Origin of the sequence: Lysinibacillus sp. C5.1 (assembly GCF_016350185.1) — a bacterium.
Classification (GTDB): Bacteria; Bacillota; Bacilli; order Bacillales_A; family Planococcaceae; genus Lysinibacillus; species Lysinibacillus sphaericus.
Genome location: NZ_CP066226.1, coordinates 1,388,245 through 1,406,772, shown reverse-complemented (window position 1 = coordinate 1,406,772; position 18,528 = coordinate 1,388,245). Strand labels below are relative to the sequence as shown.

Annotated in this window: 24 protein-coding genes and 1 pseudogene; 1 reads left to right on the top strand and 24 read right to left on the bottom strand. The window is 34.2% G+C overall.

The window, feature by feature from the left end; all coding sequences use genetic code 11:
* Positions 1 to 47: 47 nt before the first annotated feature.
* From I5435_RS06600 to I5435_RS06580, 5 genes are all read right to left on the bottom strand, one after another.
* Entirely contained in the window at positions 48 to 653 is a 606-nt protein-coding gene (locus I5435_RS06600) for an ABC-2 transporter permease (RefSeq protein WP_025218928.1), read from the bottom strand.
* A complete protein-coding gene (locus tag I5435_RS06595; protein WP_108029618.1) occupies positions 646 to 1,512 on the bottom strand; it encodes an ABC transporter ATP-binding protein in 867 nt (288 codons plus the stop codon). The genes I5435_RS06600 and I5435_RS06595 overlap by 8 nt, the downstream gene beginning before the upstream one ends.
* Positions 1,513 to 1,517: 5 nt before the next feature.
* Positions 1,518 to 1,889: a GntR family transcriptional regulator gene (locus I5435_RS06590; protein WP_024361465.1), complete on the bottom strand. Its 372-nt coding sequence runs from the start codon at positions 1,887 to 1,889 to the stop codon at positions 1,518 to 1,520.
* Position 1,890: 1 nt separating this feature from the next.
* Positions 1,891 to 2,208, bottom strand: a complete 318-nt coding sequence (locus tag I5435_RS06585; protein ID WP_024361466.1) for a YfzA family protein — start codon at positions 2,206 to 2,208, stop codon at positions 1,891 to 1,893.
* Between the two features lie 339 nt (positions 2,209 to 2,547).
* On the bottom strand, positions 2,548 to 2,988 hold the full coding sequence (locus I5435_RS06580) for a VOC family protein (RefSeq protein WP_108029617.1): 441 nt from the start codon (positions 2,986 to 2,988) through the stop codon (positions 2,548 to 2,550).
* Between the two features lie 314 nt (positions 2,989 to 3,302).
* Between I5435_RS06580 and I5435_RS06575 the strand changes: the two are divergent.
* Positions 3,303 to 3,631: pseudogene (locus I5435_RS06575) on the top strand (GrpB family protein).
* A gap of 320 nt (positions 3,632 to 3,951) precedes the next feature.
* Here the strand turns inward: I5435_RS06575 and I5435_RS06570 are convergent.
* From I5435_RS06570 to I5435_RS06480, 19 genes are all read right to left on the bottom strand, one after another.
* A complete protein-coding gene (locus tag I5435_RS06570) occupies positions 3,952 to 4,533 on the bottom strand; it encodes a DUF4352 domain-containing protein (RefSeq protein ID WP_167492670.1) in 582 nt (193 codons plus the stop codon).
* Positions 4,534 to 5,506: 973 nt separating this feature from the next.
* Positions 5,507 to 7,198: a hypothetical protein gene (locus tag I5435_RS06565; RefSeq protein ID WP_337983464.1), complete on the bottom strand. Its 1,692-nt coding sequence runs from the start codon at positions 7,196 to 7,198 to the stop codon at positions 5,507 to 5,509.
* 497 nt (positions 7,199 to 7,695) lie between these two features.
* Entirely contained in the window at positions 7,696 to 8,379 is a 684-nt protein-coding gene (locus I5435_RS06560) for a peptidoglycan recognition protein family protein (protein ID WP_443136937.1), read from the bottom strand.
* Positions 8,379 to 8,645 (bottom strand): holin, encoded by a 267-nt coding sequence (locus tag I5435_RS06555; protein ID WP_337983463.1) that lies wholly within the window; start codon positions 8,643 to 8,645, stop codon positions 8,379 to 8,381. Before I5435_RS06555 ends, I5435_RS06560 begins: the two co-directional genes overlap by 1 nt.
* The gene (locus tag I5435_RS06550) at positions 8,645 to 8,944 is read right to left on the bottom strand and encodes a hypothetical protein (RefSeq protein ID WP_337983462.1); all 300 of its coding nucleotides are present in this window, start codon (positions 8,942 to 8,944) and stop codon (positions 8,645 to 8,647) included. Before I5435_RS06550 ends, I5435_RS06555 begins: the two co-directional genes overlap by 1 nt.
* A gap of 158 nt (positions 8,945 to 9,102) precedes the next feature.
* Positions 9,103 to 9,819, bottom strand: a complete 717-nt coding sequence (locus I5435_RS06545) for a hypothetical protein (protein ID WP_337983461.1) — start codon at positions 9,817 to 9,819, stop codon at positions 9,103 to 9,105.
* 83 nt (positions 9,820 to 9,902) lie between these two features.
* Positions 9,903 to 10,085 (bottom strand): hypothetical protein, encoded by a 183-nt coding sequence (locus tag I5435_RS06540; protein WP_337983460.1) that lies wholly within the window; start codon positions 10,083 to 10,085, stop codon positions 9,903 to 9,905.
* A 12-nt stretch (positions 10,086 to 10,097) separates the two neighbouring features.
* Complete coding sequence (locus tag I5435_RS06535; protein WP_337983459.1) at positions 10,098 to 10,313, bottom strand: hypothetical protein; 216 nt, start codon at positions 10,311 to 10,313, stop codon at positions 10,098 to 10,100.
* Positions 10,310 to 10,915, bottom strand: a complete 606-nt coding sequence (locus tag I5435_RS06530; protein ID WP_337983458.1) for a hypothetical protein — start codon at positions 10,913 to 10,915, stop codon at positions 10,310 to 10,312. Before I5435_RS06530 ends, I5435_RS06535 begins: the two co-directional genes overlap by 4 nt.
* Positions 10,916 to 11,215 (bottom strand): hypothetical protein, encoded by a 300-nt coding sequence (locus I5435_RS06525; protein ID WP_337983457.1) that lies wholly within the window; start codon positions 11,213 to 11,215, stop codon positions 10,916 to 10,918.
* A complete protein-coding gene (locus I5435_RS06520; protein WP_337983456.1) occupies positions 11,215 to 11,763 on the bottom strand; it encodes a putative phage tail protein in 549 nt (182 codons plus the stop codon). Before I5435_RS06520 ends, I5435_RS06525 begins: the two co-directional genes overlap by 1 nt.
* Positions 11,756 to 12,847 (bottom strand): baseplate J/gp47 family protein, encoded by a 1,092-nt coding sequence (locus I5435_RS06515; RefSeq protein WP_337983455.1) that lies wholly within the window; start codon positions 12,845 to 12,847, stop codon positions 11,756 to 11,758. The genes I5435_RS06520 and I5435_RS06515 overlap by 8 nt, the downstream gene beginning before the upstream one ends.
* Positions 12,847 to 13,251, bottom strand: coding sequence for a DUF2634 domain-containing protein (locus I5435_RS06510; protein WP_337983454.1), 405 nt, complete (start codon positions 13,249 to 13,251; stop codon positions 12,847 to 12,849). The genes I5435_RS06515 and I5435_RS06510 overlap by 1 nt, the downstream gene beginning before the upstream one ends.
* On the bottom strand, positions 13,251 to 13,577 hold the full coding sequence (locus I5435_RS06505) for a DUF2577 domain-containing protein (protein ID WP_337983851.1): 327 nt from the start codon (positions 13,575 to 13,577) through the stop codon (positions 13,251 to 13,253). Before I5435_RS06505 ends, I5435_RS06510 begins: the two co-directional genes overlap by 1 nt.
* 1 nt (position 13,578) lies before the next feature.
* Positions 13,579 to 14,541: an XkdQ/YqbQ family protein gene (locus I5435_RS06500; RefSeq protein ID WP_337983453.1), complete on the bottom strand. Its 963-nt coding sequence runs from the start codon at positions 14,539 to 14,541 to the stop codon at positions 13,579 to 13,581.
* Complete coding sequence (locus I5435_RS06495) at positions 14,534 to 15,214, bottom strand: LysM peptidoglycan-binding domain-containing protein (protein ID WP_337983452.1); 681 nt, start codon at positions 15,212 to 15,214, stop codon at positions 14,534 to 14,536. Before I5435_RS06495 ends, I5435_RS06500 begins: the two co-directional genes overlap by 8 nt.
* Complete coding sequence (locus I5435_RS06490) at positions 15,207 to 17,390, bottom strand: tape measure protein (protein ID WP_337983451.1); 2,184 nt, start codon at positions 17,388 to 17,390, stop codon at positions 15,207 to 15,209. The genes I5435_RS06495 and I5435_RS06490 overlap by 8 nt, the downstream gene beginning before the upstream one ends.
* A 46-nt stretch (positions 17,391 to 17,436) precedes the next feature.
* The gene (locus tag I5435_RS06485) at positions 17,437 to 17,640 is read right to left on the bottom strand and encodes a hypothetical protein (RefSeq protein WP_337983450.1); all 204 of its coding nucleotides are present in this window, start codon (positions 17,638 to 17,640) and stop codon (positions 17,437 to 17,439) included.
* Positions 17,641 to 17,694: 54 nt separating this feature from the next.
* The gene (locus I5435_RS06480) at positions 17,695 to 18,390 is read right to left on the bottom strand and encodes a hypothetical protein (protein ID WP_337983449.1); all 696 of its coding nucleotides are present in this window, start codon (positions 18,388 to 18,390) and stop codon (positions 17,695 to 17,697) included.
* Between the last annotated feature and the right edge of the window lie 138 nt (positions 18,391 to 18,528).

The window sequence follows — 18,528 nt, the reverse complement described above, 5'->3', positions numbered from 1 at the left end:
TTGTATAATTTGCCATGCTGAAATCGGTGAACGAAGCAGGACATCATTTAAAATGCTTTTCGTTGGTAAATTGCTGTAGTAATACCCCACGAAAGTAAAAATACTAGCAAAATCACCACTGTTGCAGCTATATAAATTGTTGTAATGGATAAGTGGATAATAAAATCCGTTATGGCTGTTAAATGTTCAGCTAAAAAGATCACAATAGACGGTCCTATACCTGCTAAAAGGATGAAACTAATCATGATAACCATTGTGATATACCCTGGTTTAAATATATAAAACATTGGCAAAGTAAGGGAAACAAATAATATAAATAACCCTACAGAAATTGCGATATCTGTTAGTGAAAACGTTTTATTAAAGACCATTAATGCTAAGCTTGTCACGGCAATGGATAAAATCATATAAACTAATGCTCCAAGATAGCGTGAAGCAATAATTTCCTTGCGTGTGTATGGTAAAGAATTTAATAAAATATTCGTTTCTGCTTTTTCATCGTAAGCATAAGCATTAAAAGGAATAAAAATACTAGCTACTAAAAAGATAAGAGCAGGATGCGAATCCATAAAAATAAAGAATGCTATAAAAGGAATAAACGTTAAGAGTAGCTTTTTTTGCATGATTACATCGCGCCAGATTAAATTAAACATAGCTTCCTCTCCCTTTCATGTAATACATAATATCTTCCAATGATGCTGGGTCAATGATAACGGACTCCCCGAAAATATTTTTCACTGCGCTAATATTATCCGTTAATGCTTCAAAACCTGTAGATGCACGATGAATGTGTACAAAGGCTTGTTCTGTATCTCGATCCAGCAGATCCACTCTTCCTTTCACAATAGCATAGTTTTCTGTAACATCATGAATGGACTTATTAAACACTAATTGTCCTTTTTGTATAAAAGCTATATAATCTGCAATTCGATTTAAGTCTGTGGTAATATGCGTGGAAAAGAAAATAGTACGATTCCCATCAATCATTAACTCTTGTAAGAGATTCAACAGTTCTCGTCTAAAAATTGGATCTAAACCTGCAGTTGGCTCATCCATGAGTATTAGCTCGGCATGATGTGATAACGCTATCGCCAACGAAGCCTTCATTTGCATTCCTTTTGAGAAAGTTTTCACTGCTTTATTCATCGGTAATTCGAATTGTTCCACATATTGATAAAATAATGTATCATCCCAATTTTTATAAGCTGGTGCAACAATACGCTTGATATCTTTTAAGTTGAGCCCTTCAAAAAATACATTGCCATCATATACAAACCCAATGCGTTCCTTGATTGCCTTCTCATGGGTCTTGTAGTCTAACCCAAAAACCCTCACTTCCCCTGCATCTGCCTTTAATAAATTCATCATCATCTTTATCGTTGTCGATTTACCAGCCCCATTTGCCCCTATAAATCCTGTTACAAACCCTTGCTTTACTTGTAAATCAATATTTTTCACTGAAAAATCTTTAAAATGTTTTGTTACGTTTTTTAACTCAATTACATTTTCCACTTCTCTCACTCCTCAGACAAAATATCCAATAATTGATGCAATTCATCGAGTGACAGGCCAATTTCTTTACTATTCGTTATAACGGCACTCAACTGCTCCTCAATGACCTTCTGTTTTTTCTCTCTAATTACTTCAAGATTTTGCTCTGCGACAAAAGAACCCTTTCCAACAATAGAATAGATAAAGCCTGCTTTCTCTAATTCCTCATAAGCACGTTTAGTCGTGATCACACTAATTTGTAAATCCTGTGCGAGTTTGCGCATCGAAGGTATGGCTGCACCTTCTTGTAGCTCCCCAGCTAAAATAGACGATTTCATTTGATTTGTAATTTGTTCATAAATCGGCTCCTTTGAACTATTGGAAATAATTATTTGCATGCTAATCCCTCTTCTTCCTATTTTCAAAACCTCTTTGTATGATGTCATGTATTGCTTGAATGAGAATGGCAATCACGTGAACTGTTGTGACCAAATTAAAAAATGGAAAGGAATAAGGAGCAATCCATTTAGTAAAGAGCTTCAAATCGAGTATCCATCTTGCAATTCTGGCAAATAAGTTGCCACTATCGTTGATATTTGGCTCCAGTAAAGTGCCATCAATAGCGATAAAAATCAATTGAACAATCAAAAAGACACCAATGGTAAGCACCCATCGTTTTCCAAGTTGATTGTTATATACTTTATCAGTTCCTATCATTTAATCTCCTCTCTATAGCTCACTTAGCACTCCAAATTCATTATAATGTATATATACTATATACACATTATATACAAAATTAAAATTTGTGCAACTTTTTCCAAAAAAAATTCCCGTGGCTATTCTTCACAGTTATGACCAAACCTATCAGTAGAATTAAAAAAAGACACGCACAAAGCAGGTTATGACCCTGTCTGTTCATGCCTTTGAATTTCATTGCTCCAATTTTTAGTTATCTCCAAATTTACCTCAATTCCTTCTAAAATGCTCTTAGCTTTAGTAACTACAGCATTCGTCATCAAGTAATCATCCTTTCGTGTAGCGTCATATAGCCCACCATTACTTTTTGATTTCTTCAGCTAACTCCAAAATAATGCCCTCTGGACCTCGCACGTAGCAAAGCTTATAGCGTTCTTCGTATTGCTGTATCTCACTAAAGATTTCCTTACCGTTCTTTTTTAGTTTGGCAACAATCGCTTCAATATTTTCAACAGCAAATGCGATATGTCGGATTCCCAGCGTATTAGCACAGGGTAGCTGAAAATCCCCTTTAGCTAACGGGGAATAAAATTTTATTAGTTCTATCCAAGTCTGACCGTCCGGCATGCCCAATCCCACACACGCTACTTTTGCGTCAGAAAGCCCAGCTGCATATCCCATCAACTCTCCTGCCATTTCCCATTCCCCTTTCACCTCAAGTCCAAAATCGAGAAAAAACGCTTTAGCGGCAGAGAGGTCATTGACAATTATCCCTATATGATCCATTCTTTTAATCTTCAATTTTTACCCCTCCTATATTCCCTTATTCTACCAGTATGTACAATGCAACTGCTAATAATAGCCTACCAGCATTGCCAGTAAAAATTTTATTTTATGTGCATTCTTCTCTATATATTTTTTTCTGATTGATTAGCTCTTGGGTTACTTAACTTAAAACTTCGTTTTGGAATTACTGTCTATATAATTTTCACCTCTCCTTACATAAGAACTCGACTTTCTTAAAGATTGTCGTTATCAACTTAAAAGCCATTTTCATCTAAAGAAGTTTTCACTTAAGTTTATCGAATTTGAATATGTGAAAAAAAGAATTGTTGATGTTATTAGGTGATAGAATTATTGGCATTGAACATATAGGAAGCACTTCTATAAAGGGATTGGAAGCGAAACCAATAATCGATATTATTGTGGGTGTCGAAGATTTAGATGAAGTTTCCAGCTTTTTACCCCTCTTAGTGAAATCGATTTTGAATATGTTCATAAACCTGAGTTTATATATAGATGTTTTTTTAGGAAAGGATTATGGGGACAGGGTACTTGTCATTTGCATATTTTTGAAATTAACAGCAGTGAGTGGATTGAAAAATTATTGTTTCGAGATTATCTTAGATTACCCCTCCATATAGCTAAAGAGTATGCTTCATAAAAAAAAGAACATGCTTCTAAATATAAGTTCGATAGACCAACATATACAAAGAAGAAAGATACGTTTATTAAAACCATTATTGAAAATAGCCAAGAAGGAAATTACTGAAAATAAACATCTTTTATTCATGTTACGGGGAGCTTTAGTGAAAACAGCGACAACCATTGCATCCATCTGGTTAACCATCATAAAACATCATTATTCACTGCTCGCACGGTTGACTCAAACGATTTTGTATTTGAATTGCTGTTAGGGTAGTCGCCATGAATGCACCTCTTTTTTTAAAAATAAAAAGCCACCCAAATGAGTGACTTAATAAGTTAATTTAAATTTATTATACCTGTTTCTGTTCCCCAAAAACCAGTTTGAACTTGTAAATCAAGTCCAGTTAAACCTGCTGGAACTTCAAATAAAACATTTCCTGTTAATGCAAGACCTGGATTTATACCTTCATATAAAAAATATTTATCATCTGCAACAATAATGGATGATGGTGAGTATTCTGCCCCATTAGATGCAATTAGTTTAAAGAAACTTGAATCTGTATTAATTGATTCTGTTCCATCATTTCTCACAGTTACGTTTACATTTAAGAAAACAGCACCTTCTGCTTCAGGTTTATAATTCATATAACCACCTGCAGCACTAATCTCATTAGTTTCACCTATAGAATTAGCTTTAAATGTCACTTTACCTACAGTAAGTTCTTGACCAATACTAACTTTTTTATTTTCATTAGTAGATTCCTCTTTTTTACCATCGTCTTTAGTTGTGGCTGAAACAGGCTCTTTTTCTTTTTCAGTTACTTTTTTACTATCATCACCAAGTAATGCACCGATAATGATTAATAATACGAATAAAGCAACAATACCACCACAACCAAATTTAAAAAATTTTTTCATAAATATATCCCTCCTATCCATAAATATACATGTATTTGAATTACAATTCTATTACTATTTTCATAAAATCACTTTTTTAATTCAAATTTCAACATTATTCTCGCCTCTTCCAATGAAAAAACACCCTTAATTGAGAGTGTCTATTATCTAAAATAGTTTTACTTTCTCTATTACCTTATTCAAAAAAGTATGTTCAGTAAGAATTAAATCGATTTCAAGGACATACCATTTGTCCCAGGAGAGTTTTTACATGGTGATATTTGTTCCACCGCACTTGGTATGTAGATTTAGTGTTCAACATGCTTATAATTGTATAACAAGTTACGATCAAAAATTTTGTGATAAGTATAAGGTTTTCAAGATAGGAACATTCCATTAAACCAATAAAAATTAATGGTATCTCCAATATTCATTTTTTCCAGATAAGGATTTATATATCCAATTTAAATACATACTGGATAAATCCTCTGGTATGATAAATAGACCATGAATTAACTCTTATATTATTGCGTGATAACAAATCGCCTCTACACTGGCAATTTGTGGACAGCAAAACAAACCCATGTGGGCAAAAAAATAAAGAAGTGTCGGCGCCTTACAGCCCCAACACTTCTTTGTTAGTACATCGTCAAATATTCATCACGTTCCCAGTCGTGGACGCGTGTGCGGTATTTGTCCCTATTAAATTCGAAGGATTTCTAAACACCACAAACATTGATTTAACAGTATTTCTTCGACTTTACACCGCTTAATAACAGATAGTTTTATTAGTTCTTGTGGACATTTTGTGGGCAAAAATAAAAGAATTTTGTGGGCAAATATTTATTAGGCACTATGCAATTTTATTGTATAAAATATTACTCCTACAATTTTCTAAAGTTGTACTGGTAATCGGGATGCAATCATTAAAACAATTTAATTATTCTTAATATTGTGTATAATAACCACAAAGAAAATAATAAAAATTTATTAATTAAATTTTTAAGTTTGATTGGTTCATTTTATCCAATATCGCTTTAGCGTGTTCTTCTAAACTTGTAAACATATCTTTAGCGTCTAATTCAATATTATTAAATACAATTTTTCTATACGATTCTAAAAATTTCTGTTCATAAATTGGTGATATAATACTAGAGTTATAGTTAAATTCATATTTTGCATAGCTAAATTTCATTTCATGTTGTTCCATTACTAAACTATTATAAATATCGTCAATAGACTTATTAGATAGGTACAATTCTTCAATTGTATTTGACTCTGCTAGACTTTCAAAAAAATTGGTTACATTTACTATTGGGGTTTCTTCATCGATTTCTACATCTTTACCTAGATAACTATGTGATAATACTATCCCTTTAATTGCTCTACATTGTGTTATAACACCATAATTTTTTTGTAAAATTCCCCAACCTTCTTTAATTGCCAACAATTGATCTGGCATTTTTTTCAAAGCCTTTTTTAACTCAATATCTACATTCTTTATTTCCGAAAAAGATACTGGTAAAAAAAAGTGTTTAACTTCTACATACAAAACAAATCCAGTTTCCTCATCTATAATTAGAACATCAAGTTCTCTTTTTTGCTTCTTATTATTAGGAATTGGCAAATTAAAATTCATAATAAATTTTGCTTTTGGATATTTTATTTTTATTAATGCTTCTATTAAAGGAATAATTCTTTCTTTAATTTTATCTTTTATTCGCATATATCTTGCTGTATCAGTCTTTCTTAAATTATTTAAATACATAGTTTCATTAGAAACATTTGATAATAAAACTATTGGGTTTAAAAATAAAATCCCATCTTTTGTTTTTATTATTGGCGCATCAGCAAAACTTGATTTTGGAAATAATTCATTTCCAACAGGCTTATAAATCAAATCATTCATAACTAACTCTAACCTAGTTCTATCTATAGGAAGAGTGCCATCACATAAAAAATCATATATCTTATTAGCTGATGTAATTTTAACCATTACTTGGTTGCTCGCTACTATATCTAGATTGAAATCATTTCTATAAAGTTTAACAAATCTTCTCATTGATGCTAAAACAAAAAAGTAATTCACTGCTCCCCATTCCATCATTGAATAAGGTTCGAAATCTCCACCTACTAAGTTTTCATTCCAAAAATTTAAATAACCATTGGCCAATTTCGAAGCAGCATCTTCTTGTTCTTCATTTTCAAGCATTCCTGCAGTAGTTTGCAATGTATAACTAAGAGACTTCTTCATTAAATAAATTGTTAAAAATTCATGTTTATCTCTTGGAAAACTTTCATATTCTAGTCTTACTATTCTATTTTTTTCGTCTATGGTATGCTTTATTTTCCCTGATCTTATTAATTGGAAAACATCACATAACATTGAATATTCCATACCAATAATCAAATTTCTATAACATTTTAAGTATAATTCTGAGTCGAAATTAAAACTAAAAACATCCTCTTCTTCTAATTTACAATACGCTAGATAAATATTATAGTTTAATGAAAATAGTAAATGTTTTTCCATTTGTGAAAACCATAGTTTATTTTCTATAACATAATCAATATAGACAAGATTAATATGATATATATATTTATATCTTGGTATTTCTCCATCAATAAAATTAAATAGGTATTTATCAACTTCCTCCTCTATTTGGAATATTCTATCGTTTATCATCTAGCTACTCCACATCCTTTTTAATTCTATCTATTTCATAGTAATATTTATGCTAATTGTTTTTTCCTTACATTACAATATTAACCTTAAAATAAATGCCTTGAATAATATGTACTAGCATCTAAATACATTATTTTCTTCATTATTAATAATTATTAACATCATTTATCTATTAGATTTTATAACTATGTAACCAATATCTAATTTATAAAGATAGATTTAGGAAAAAGAAAAACGACGCCCTCCCTAAAAAAGAAACGTCGCAAATAAAACATCTGAAGCCCAAAAACATGCTACACACGCCTACCGAGAAAACTAGAATGAATACACGTAAACAATCAATGAAAAGTTCACAGTAATATTTATTTAAATATACTGCAATTCGAATAATTTAGGTAAATAAATAAATTTTATGAGGTACGTGAAAAGGAATTGTAAAAATGAGTGTTGGAAAAATTACAAAGATAACACAGCAGTTATTTTGGTCTCTTTCTATCTCATATAGTTCTTTTTACTACTGAAATCAACAATCCTAAAGCTTCACCATCTGTCATTGAACCCACTTTTCCACTATGGTCCACCTTCAAGATTCCTTTTTGATAAGTCACTTTTAACAATCCTTTTAAATCCTCTTTAGCTGTTGATGTTAGTGTGTTAGTCACTTTCGTTTCCTCCTTTTGTTGAATAGTATTTTTTGGTTTCATAGCATCTTCGATTCGTTTCAAGAAGCTATTCCAGCGGTTTTCGCTTAGTAACCGATGTGGACAATATTTTCCGTTCCAATCTTGATGTTTTTTAACTCGCTCAATGCCCCAACCAAACTCTTTAAGTATTTTTGCGATATATTGTACTGCATTTTCTTCTGCCGCAGCATAACGGGCACCACCACTTTTGCTGTAACATATTTCAATACCGATTGATTTTCGATTACCATTTCCTTGACCATCACCACAATGCCAAGCATTACGGTTAAATAGAATGGCTTGAATCACTTCTTTATCATCAACAGCTACATGATAGGATACCTGATTGTTGTTAGTAATCATGTATTTTATTTCATTGCCTGCAGAAGCATCGTTTGCGGTATTGTGTACCGTAATATACCGGGGTGCCATAGAATAAGGCGCTTTGATTGGATACTTACTAGCAGGCAATAGGTTTTGTTTGAAAACATAAGCCATTATTGCTCACCTTCTTTTTTAGCAGCCTTTAATAAATCAAACGTACCAGAAGCTGTAAGCCCTGCAATAAATCCAGCCATCAACATCATATACGCTGGATACTCTGATAACGGCCAACAAACTAAGCCAACAAAAATACCAATCACTACCGATGTGATTGGCATGTATTGTGTATTAATTTTGAATGTCTTTTTCAAAATCTCTGATACGGCTAAAACGATAGCCACCATCACCATTGCGATCATAAAAATGTTTGTTAAATCCATCATTCATCATCCTTTTCTGTTTCTTTATTTTTGAGTGAGTGTTTTTCAATACGGTCCACTCGACCTTCCAGCACATTCAGCGATCGGTTCATTCCTTCCAGTGCGATTGCTGTTCTTTCTTGTGATTCATTTGACCGTTCTAAGTGGTCCATTAATTTGTTTTCGCGTTCTTCTGCTCGATTCATCAAATAATCATTTTTGCTCATTAAATAACGAAATGCTCCAAACGCAATAATTAAACAAGCTATCGCCCAAACTGCTTGGCTTGTAGCAATTTCATTTGCTGCAGCTACATCCATACCATCACCAATCCTTTGCCCTATTCAATTTAAAAAGCCATGAGAAGCATCGAGATTCAGTAACATGTACCATTGCCCATCTCAGATGCTCTCAGAGCGCATAAAAAAGCCCTCCACTTTTGCGGAGAGCAGAATAATGCTATATCAGTACACTTGTATTACGGAGTTGTATCATTTAAAGGATAGTGTTTCATTAATTCTTCATTATTTTTAACACAAATAACATAAATAAAGCCTAAGAAGCTTAGTACACCTACTATACATCCTATAATTTGAAGAATTATATTCTCAAAAATCAATAAAAACTCACAAATAATAATTATAAAAATAAATAAAGTTATAAAAAATTTAAATTTTTCGCTTAAATATTTATGACCCGGAAGATAAATTCTTTTTACTAGCTCCCTTTTCAGTTCCTTATCCATTACTACATTTACATCAAAATGTTTAAAATTAACATTTTTATTACTGGCCAATATCTTATGTTTACTAATTCTTCTTTCAATCTCCCAATCAGTATTATTTTCATCTTTAAAAGAAAATGTAAATTTTACACTTAGTAAATTTAATAAAGAGAAAACAAGTGTAAATATAATTATTGTACCAATTATTGTAAAAATGACGATTTTATATACATTTGACTCATTTAATTCTTGATTTGAAAAAAAATAAAAGGGTAAAAATATTGAAATAAAAAACAAAGAGTCAATTAATAACATTTGTGATAAAAATATTGATACACGTTTTGATGGGGAGAGAAATATTTTTTCTGCTGCTTTTAAATTAAATGAATCTACTCCCATTTTAATAAAAGGTAGTGCTATAGGAGTAATTGCTACAATGCTAATATCAGAGATAATTTCACTTAAATTCACTAGTACTATCACCCTTTCATCTACCTAATTCGACAAAAGGAAAGTATTTCCTCCTAAAATTAACAATAAAATTAATGTTAAGCCTATGCTTGCGTTCCATCCGATACTTTATTTTGCTGTTCGTTCATTAATGAACATAACTTCGAATACTCTTCTTGGCTAACTTGATTATTTAACATAAGTAAACTTAGATTTGTTGCCATTACATTGTAGTTACATCCCGCGCTAGTGATTAACAACTCTGCAGCACGATAAACAATATTCATCCCTATTCCTCCTTATACTCCGATATTTTTCATTGCAATCAATACTTCAGTGTTTAATAATGTTTGAGCCTGCATTTCTTCGAGTGTTGGCTGTGGTTCAATTGGTGTTGAATCGGGTACAACTTCATTTATTAACACATGAGCAATCGCTGACACCGTTGCGCCGTCTTTAGTGTATTCAATAACATGATACCCATCCTTATTGTATTCACGTAAAATATTACTCATACAAATATACCTCCCTGAATCCTGTAGCTGACTTGTTGGCCTGTTGCCCCAGTAACGAATATCTCCAATGAGTTTTTAAATTTTATTGGTCTGTTAATCCACAACATGCCTATTCCGCTTGACGTATCAGGAGCGTAAGTACCTACATTTGTTACTACAGTTGCCAAATTCGCACCACTTATATGTGTTGCCGTAGAAGTTCCAGATGGAGTCGAATATTCACCACTTGGTGATACACCTTGTACACTAGGCAATAGGGCTGGTGTTTTAACTAATGTAACCCCGTCTACCACTATACTTATACCAGAACCGTAACTCGTATGCGAGATTGCAAGATCCAACAGTCCAGCTCCAGTAACCCTATAAACAGAAATCCATTTTAAATCACCTATTCCTTGTACATTTTGTGCAATTTGAATTGGTAACAATTTTCCTACTTCGAATGGCGAGTCCATTCTTCCAACCTTCGCATTTACGTTTTCCACACTTTGCGCTAATTCACCTTGTTTTATGTTAATTCCATCCACAACACTACGGACACCCTCGACAGCAGTTTGTATCGCTAACTGTAATGTTTTTGTAGCTACTTTCAATACGTCCATCTACAAGACCTCCTCATAAATAAATTCAGGTTCTCCATTTACTGTTCGAAACCCCCATCGATACCACTTGCCATTGTCGAAAAATTTATGAGGCATAATTTCTTCCAAATGTGCAGTAACTTTGTTGTCTACAGCGGTAATGGCATGCGATAAAGTTGTTAAATCAATACCGCCTAAAGCATCAGATAGAGCTTTTAATGCAGCATCAATTTTATCCATATTGGCATTTGGTACACCTACATCGTAGAATTCTTCGTAACCTGGCTTTGTTAAATTGTAATTAGTTGTACTCGTTGGCATTATGGCATCACTTCCTCTCGTAATTGTTTATGTGTAAATGCTTTTAATTGAGCATGAGTGTATTTTTTTAGTAAGGCATGTTGGTTGTATCGTAATTCAACGGTTAAAATCATGTTTTGAGGTGTAATGCGTTCTAGCATGATGACCACTGCATCGAACATACCTTTCACTGTCAATTCAATTTTTACACTTAGTGTCTTAGCTGCTACATCCCGTTTCAATTCATATTTTCCCTCGCCTAATAGGCTATCAAGCAATTGTTTCAATACCCGATTTGTGTAAGGTGCTTGCTCTTGGTAACGAGCTAAAATACGGAATCGACGTGTCTCAATGGAATCAGTTGCAGGAACGCTTAGTTTAAGCATTTTCTCGTATCGACTAGCACCTTTCTCATCTGCTGTTACGACAAATTGATTATTTAATGTGTTTTCAATTTCTTGCCATAACGCTTCTAATACAGGCTTTTCAACGTTTGCTATTCCAACAATTTCTTTAATTTCATGTAGAACAGATGGTAAATAGTCGATGATGTCTACCTCTCTAGCCATTTACAACACCTCGTTTCGGAATAGACTCAACATCTAGTGCGATATTGGATTGACTACCATTTAATTGCGTATTAGCAATATCAAGCACACCTGTTACCCCTAACAAGCGATACTCAATTTGCGAGACACGAACTACTACACCAGCGTTATCTTCTTCAAAACTGTTTGCTTTTGCCCATTCTTCTGCTAACTCTTTGAAATAATCATCAATCACCTTCTGCACTTGACTCTCAATGTCAGCCCAAGTCCAACCTGCTTGATACGTGATATTCAATGTAATATTAACGAACGTTTCACTCACGCCAAACACGGTTACTATGTGGTCTATCGGAGCTGTTCCTACTCCTTCTCCCTGATTTTCCAAAGGATCAACAGCCTTTTGCACTTCATCAATTAATGTTTGTGTTGGCTTTTCGTATTGAGAGTTGATAATGACTAACTTAACTGTCCCTCCGCCATTCCATGCACGATAAACACGTACACCACCGACACCAGGTAATTGACCTACCTTTTCTTTGTAGTCAGCTCGATTGCCTCCAAATGCGGTAGATTCAAAGCTATTGAAGTAGCGCGTACGGAATGCTTCTGTTTCTTCTTCATCGTCTCCTGGTACCAAAACATCGGTTAATACGGCCGTCTCCAAATTGTTAATATAGTTAATTGGTATAAGTTGACCCGAAAACAAATTACCGACATTACCTGCAGTTTCACATCGTAATATGAATTGCCCCTGTGTAATGCGCTCAATAACTTCATAATTCAAATCATCCAAACTAAAACGACTACCGATTGGGACATCAATATTAAATACACCTTTTCGTTTTGCATAAGTAGCTTCAAGAGGCTTTAAACCTCGTTCTGCAGCACGTCGAATTAAATACTCACGCGGTGAAGTATCAGCAAATACCATGTCAATAAAATTCTTCAATGTGAATAGCATTTGAATAGTTTCAACACTATTAGCTGCGGTTGCGTTATATACTAAAGACGTGACTTCGCGCTTATCAAGAGAGTCATCGATGCCTGCCAATTTTCTAGCCATCAGTTCTTCAAATGTCGTATCTAAATTGAATGGTTCGGCCATCAGTATTCCACCTCTTTCTTAAGTGTTAACTCACCGAAAATAGTGTGTACTGTGTAAGCAACATGCACTTTATTTTTCTTTGTTGTTACAACAAATGAATCCACTTTATTAATGCGATCATCTTGTAGCAAACACTCCTGTATACGTCGTGGTACTTCACTCGCTACATAAGCAGTGGGTTTACCGAATAAATCTTTGGATTCAAACCCTGCATTCCATGTATAGATAATGTGATCGTAACGCTCAACAGAAAGCATTAAAAAAATCGCCTGTTTCATGGCTTCTAAATCATCAATAAAGCCAACGCAGCGATTCTTGTCATGCAGTAATTTATAGTTCTTCGATGGTTCAATGACTTCCTCGAAGTCGAGTGTCAGCCCATCATTTTCAACCTGCGGAATCATCAAACCACCTCTTTATCGATAATTAAGTATTGTTGTCCGCCATGCGCTCGTATCATAGTTACTTTGTCGCCATCAATTAAACCGTTATGAATTTGGAACTTTTTACGGCCTCCGATTTCTGTTTCATGTTCAACTGTCATGTCTACATCGTAATCCATAACGGCACGTGTAAGCTTTAATTGTTCCTTTTTAAGTGTTAGTTTTTGGTCAACATACACTTCTAATGGCTCTACACTAACAACGGTTCCGTATACAATCGTACAAAGCTTTTGAGCATTTAATACTCCTTGTACTATCTTTTGAAACTCAATTAAAATATCTTCCATACTACGCAACGAAATCACCGCCAATCAGTTTTAAGTCCATACGATGATCTGATTCTTTGAAGGTGTGTTTGACCGTTTCAACCAACATAAAATGAGCTACCGTTATGTCCCCTAAATACATTTGAACACCTAATGTTGTGCCACCACGTACATTTGGATCACCAAACACTTTATTAATGTGTAGCTTTCTTGATTTGCGATTGTAGAGAGCCAACATGCCGTCAGCTTTCGCTTTACCATTTTCTTTTTCATCGAGTTTATCTGTCATCTGCAACACGCCCCATTCGTTCATTTTGGAGCTGTCTTGCGCGATATAGATTTCACGTTTGCCCGTTTTTTTGTTTTCTCGTACAAGCTTGATTTTGTTGTAGGTGTTCTCATCAATTGAAGTTGTGTATTCAAACGATTCGCCGGATTCTTCATCGATAAGTAAATCTGATTTCAGCATCTTGATATTACGAAGATTTAACGCACCATAATCGTCATATAGTACATATAAATCACCTGTGTTAAGCGTCGTTTCAGATAGGGCATTATCCATGATGGTAAATAACTCTTGGTTATCCTCTACTCTTGAAGCAATGACATGTTTAGTATTCGCGACAATGCCTGTCTTTAGCCTAAAGTCCTCTGCAATCATTTGAAGCACTTGAGCAGCCGTTTTATTGGCGTATACGTATGTGTCCTTGTTTTTAAAGTAACGTAGTTGGTCATAGCAAGTAACGCTGATAAGACGGTTGTTATTCCGTTTTTTAGTGAATACAAAGCCGAAAAATATCTTGTGGCCATCGTAATCAAAACGCACTGCATCACCTTCATGGAAGCCTAACACTTCATCTTTCATGATGTTAAATGTTAGCTTACCTGGTGTGCCTTTACGATGTGTTTCCCACTCGACACCCTCTTCTATAGCGCATTCGAAAATACGTCCTTTACTCATGATATATAGCTGTGATTTAGCCAAGTTTTATCACCTGCCCAACTTTAATTTCATTTGGATTTTTTATGTTATTAAGCTTTGCAAGTTCGGGAAACTTTGAGCCGTCGCCTAAGTACTTCTTAGCAATGGCCCACAACGTATCACCTTTGATGACAGTATGTGTTTTAGGTGTTTCCTTGCCTGTTGTGGGACGTTTCTGTTCAACAACCGCCTTTTGTGTAGTCGGTGCACTTGTAGCGTTATTGGGTGCAGTAGCTGGCTTAGTAACAAGTCGTTTATTACCGTATGCTCTGAATTGCTTCAAACGGATACTTACCATAACATCAAAGCCATTTTCAGCAGATTCTTTGATCTCGTAATCCTCTATCGAAACTGTCATGTTCGTGTCAAAGAGTAAGTTGCCATTCGGCATCATACGGTTGACGATGAATTGAAACGGCTTGTCAGATACCATTAATTTTTCAAGCTTATCGAGATAATAAGTAGCTGGTTGAAAACCATTCGGATAAACAGAAAACGGATATTTGACGTTTGGGAGTAATACCTCAAACTCAATATCCGTTAAACCTGTTTTCTTTATGATATTTACTTCTCCATCGTTCATTAGCACGATGGTTTCATTACGGCCATTAATTTTCGTAATCAATTCAGAAGGAGGGACAGGGAACTGTACACCATCTATAAAAAAGTTATACATGATCTGTCGGCCCTCCTTCCGCTAACATCGCAACTGTTTCCTCTACTTTTTCACCAAATTTATCAACAATCCCGTCGATGTCCATTTCGTTATTAATATAGTTTTCATTTTTCATATCGACTGTGATTTCTGCGGTAGTGTATCGGTTGATTGCTTCACGTTCAGCAAGGTCACGAAGGTATTTTAAATCTTCGTTTAACATTTTTATTCCATCGGCAGCTTTCTTCGTATTGTCAGCCGTTTTCTTCCCAGCATCGTTACCTTTGTCAAGTTTGTCACCTAAAGCTAAGGCATCATCAATGGCTTTTTTTATTTTATCATCACTATCATCCTCTTTTTCCTCTTTTTTAAATAGATTAGCACCCCAGTTATAGCCTTTATCCCAAGCATCACCTAAAGATTTCATTTCCATTTTTGGTGCTACCCAGTAATCATCTGGGGCTTCTCCTACCCAATCTTTTAATCCTGCTTTGATACCTTGCAAGTCACTTGTAATAGATTCTCTGTGAGAATACTCTGATTTTTTCTCTAATCCTATCTTTGTGGCAATGTCAGATGGCAATAAATCAACAAACCAATTCCAAGCTTCGATGGCACGGTTAACACCATCGATAATAGCATTTGCAAAGTTCGTAGCAAACTTGTCCCATCCACTTGTCATAGCAATAGCCTGGTCTAAAACATTACTAGCGAGGTTGTAGAATAATTTTTTAACTGCATATGTCTTATCTTTAGAAATGTTTGCGAAAAACTCCCAAAACGAGGCGAAAATATTCCATAGGAATGCAATCTTATTATAGATATAAGTAACTAACACCATAAATGCTCCAGCTATTATTCCTGTTGCACTTATAGATTCTCCTGTAAAGTGATTGATAGCTGCTACAGCTAGATAAATTACTGCAATAAAAGCTATTATTCCTATTAATATCCATACTATAGGATTAGCCAATTGGGCCACATTCCATAGCCATTGAGCTACTGTTATAGCAATAATTGCCGCTCTAGCGAGAGTTAGATAGGATATTAGGACACCGATAATACCTGCAACTGCTAATATTACTGGACCTATAAATGACCAATTATCATAAATGAAGCCACCAACCGAAGCGATTGCGCTAAGTGCATAACTGGCGAGTGTTGCAACTATCTGTAACGACTGACTAGCACTTTCCCTAAACTCTGCAAATCTATCACTATTAAAAATATTATTTATTTGTTGTAACACACCTTTAAATGCCCAAAGTGCGTTATTTTGAAATTCAGTCCATATTTGTCCAAAAGTTAGAGGCATATCATTAAATTTCTTATTAATGTCGTCGGCTGCCGCAAACATTGCATTTTTAACTACACTTGCGGTTAGTTCACCATCGGCTGCCATTTCCCTAATTTTACCAATCGACACTCCTAAATGATCAGCAATATTTTGGATAATGGTTGGAGCTGATTCAAAAACAGAATTTAATTCTTCGCCACGTAAAACTCCAGATCCTAGAGCTTGAGTTAATTGTAAAGTAGCAGCCGTTACTCCCTCTGCATTCGTACCAGCAATACCAAATTGTTTATTAAGTAACTCGGCAAATGCTACAACCTCTGTAGTGTTACCAAAGGCATCTTTCGCATTCATACTTAGTTTACCAACTAAATCAGCGGTTTGAGTATACGGAGCATAGGAACGTTGGGCGGCATCAAAAATTTGTTGCTGTAATTGTTGCACTTCGGTTAATCCTTTTGTATCAACTTCTAAACTGGTTGAAATAGGTTCTAACTTAGGCATACTTTCTACAGCTAAGTTTAACCGTGCATCGATATTAGTCATTTCATCAGATAATTTAACAACATCACCAATTGATTGGAGAGTCAAGTAAGCTGCAACAATACCCGCAATTTTCCCTAATAGTCCATCGGCGGCATCTGTACCATCCCTTATATGATTAGTAAATCTTTGTTGAGCGTTATCAGATTCGCGAATTTCATTTTCAATTCTATTAAATTGATCAGCGGCTCTAGCTAACTCTCGTCTAGCTATTTCGATACTAGATGTATCCATCATGTGACCAGAAGCTGCATTCATTGCTTCCATCTGGTTAACCATCATAGATACAGCATTATGCATAGCTCTCATTGGTTGGCTTAAACGGTCTTGGATTTGTATCGCTGTACGAATAGTTGCCATAACCTCACCTCTTTTTGGCATAATAAAAAGCACCCATAATTGAGTGCTATTCTTTGATTCGATATGTACCATCTGCATGTTTAAAATATTTGGTTTTGCAAAATGGACATTTCACAATGTTTGTTACCATTTTTATTTTCCTGCCGCATGTTGTACATTCTTGTGATTTTGACAATGCAACCTTTATAAAGGCAAACGGTAAGATTAAAACAAATGCAATTGCAAATAATACAACAATTATCGTTAACATAAATCACCCTCCTCGTACACAAATATACATAAATAAACATATTTTTACTACAACCTATTTGTATGAATGAGAGAGTTGATTTATTTCTTGTCTAACTACATGAATAATATTTTCATAATTTTCACTTATATCTAAATCATATTCATGTTTTTCTAGTAATTCTAGATATTTTTGAAACCTTCCCATTCTGCCTTTTTCTGTTTTTAGTTTAAAAGCGTCTTGTTTCATTTTTGAATATGAATCATCCAGTAATTTAGGTAGTAATGCTGTTTTTAGGCTTAGAATATCTTTTGATGAAGTAAATATTTCTTTGACGTGGATACCAGCCGTTATTGCTTGTTCTATTGTAAGTGATGTCCTTTGAGCTAAGTCAGAACGACTTATGAATGTTTCAATATTATTAGTAGATTTCATAAGATCTATAGATTCTTGTAAAATTCTTAAATCATCTTGCAACTGTATTGTCGTGTAATATTTTCTCATTTGTTCTAAAGTTTCTATAGGTACATCAGTCTCTTTTACGTTAATAGAGTCATCGATTGATTGCTCTACATATATCTCTTTTTCATTAGATTTTTTGTATTTTCTAATCAGAAATACCTCTAATAATAAAATCAATATCAGCAAAGTTATTACTATTAAAAAATCTCCAATGCCATAATTCTTTACACTAGATATTACTGTCACGAATCCATAAATGAAGTAGGCTCCAACAGCAATGATAACAAATAACAACGGTATTTTGTTCATAGTGTCCCTCCTCATTCCTAATATACATGGATAATAGAGGGAATTCTAATACTATTTCATTTCTCTACCTTTTTCTTCTTCCTTTGGCTCCTCGTTTCGCCTCACGTTCTTGCTTTTTATCCTCTTCAATCTTGACTT

Coding starts and splice junctions, on each gene's coding strand:
- I5435_RS06600 (WP_025218928.1), bottom strand. CDS start 653: ATGTTTAATTTAATCTGGCGCGATGTAATCATGCAAAAAAAGCTACTC.
- I5435_RS06590 (WP_024361465.1), bottom strand. CDS start 1,889: ATGCAAATAATTATTTCCAATAGTTCAAAGGAGCCGATTTATGAACAA.
- I5435_RS06585 (WP_024361466.1), bottom strand. CDS start 2,208: ATGATAGGAACTGATAAAGTATATAACAATCAACTTGGAAAACGATGG.
- I5435_RS06570 (WP_167492670.1), bottom strand. CDS start 4,533: ATGAAAAAATTTTTTAAATTTGGTTGTGGTGGTATTGTTGCTTTATTC.
- I5435_RS06565 (WP_337983464.1), bottom strand. CDS start 7,198: ATGATAAACGATAGAATATTCCAAATAGAGGAGGAAGTTGATAAATAC.
- I5435_RS06560 (WP_443136937.1), bottom strand. CDS start 8,379: ATGGCTTATGTTTTCAAACAAAACCTATTGCCTGCTAGTAAGTATCCA.
- I5435_RS06555 (WP_337983463.1), bottom strand. CDS start 8,645: ATGGATTTAACAAACATTTTTATGATCGCAATGGTGATGGTGGCTATC.
- I5435_RS06550 (WP_337983462.1), bottom strand. CDS start 8,944: ATGGATGTAGCTGCAGCAAATGAAATTGCTACAAGCCAAGCAGTTTGG.
- I5435_RS06540 (WP_337983460.1), bottom strand. CDS start 10,085: ATGAATATTGTTTATCGTGCTGCAGAGTTGTTAATCACTAGCGCGGGA.
- I5435_RS06535 (WP_337983459.1), bottom strand. CDS start 10,313: ATGAGTAATATTTTACGTGAATACAATAAGGATGGGTATCATGTTATT.
- I5435_RS06530 (WP_337983458.1), bottom strand. CDS start 10,915: ATGGACGTATTGAAAGTAGCTACAAAAACATTACAGTTAGCGATACAA.
- I5435_RS06525 (WP_337983457.1), bottom strand. CDS start 11,215: ATGCCAACGAGTACAACTAATTACAATTTAACAAAGCCAGGTTACGAA.
- I5435_RS06520 (WP_337983456.1), bottom strand. CDS start 11,763: ATGGCTAGAGAGGTAGACATCATCGACTATTTACCATCTGTTCTACAT.
- I5435_RS06515 (WP_337983455.1), bottom strand. CDS start 12,847: ATGGCCGAACCATTCAATTTAGATACGACATTTGAAGAACTGATGGCT.
- I5435_RS06510 (WP_337983454.1), bottom strand. CDS start 13,251: ATGATTCCGCAGGTTGAAAATGATGGGCTGACACTCGACTTCGAGGAA.
- I5435_RS06505 (WP_337983851.1), bottom strand. CDS start 13,577: ATGGAAGATATTTTAATTGAGTTTCAAAAGATAGTACAAGGAGTATTA.
- I5435_RS06495 (WP_337983452.1), bottom strand. CDS start 15,214: ATGTATAACTTTTTTATAGATGGTGTACAGTTCCCTGTCCCTCCTTCT.
- I5435_RS06490 (WP_337983451.1), bottom strand. CDS start 17,390: ATGGCAACTATTCGTACAGCGATACAAATCCAAGACCGTTTAAGCCAA.
- I5435_RS06485 (WP_337983450.1), bottom strand. CDS start 17,640: ATGTTAACGATAATTGTTGTATTATTTGCAATTGCATTTGTTTTAATC.
- I5435_RS06480 (WP_337983449.1), bottom strand. CDS start 18,390: ATGAACAAAATACCGTTGTTATTTGTTATCATTGCTGTTGGAGCCTAC.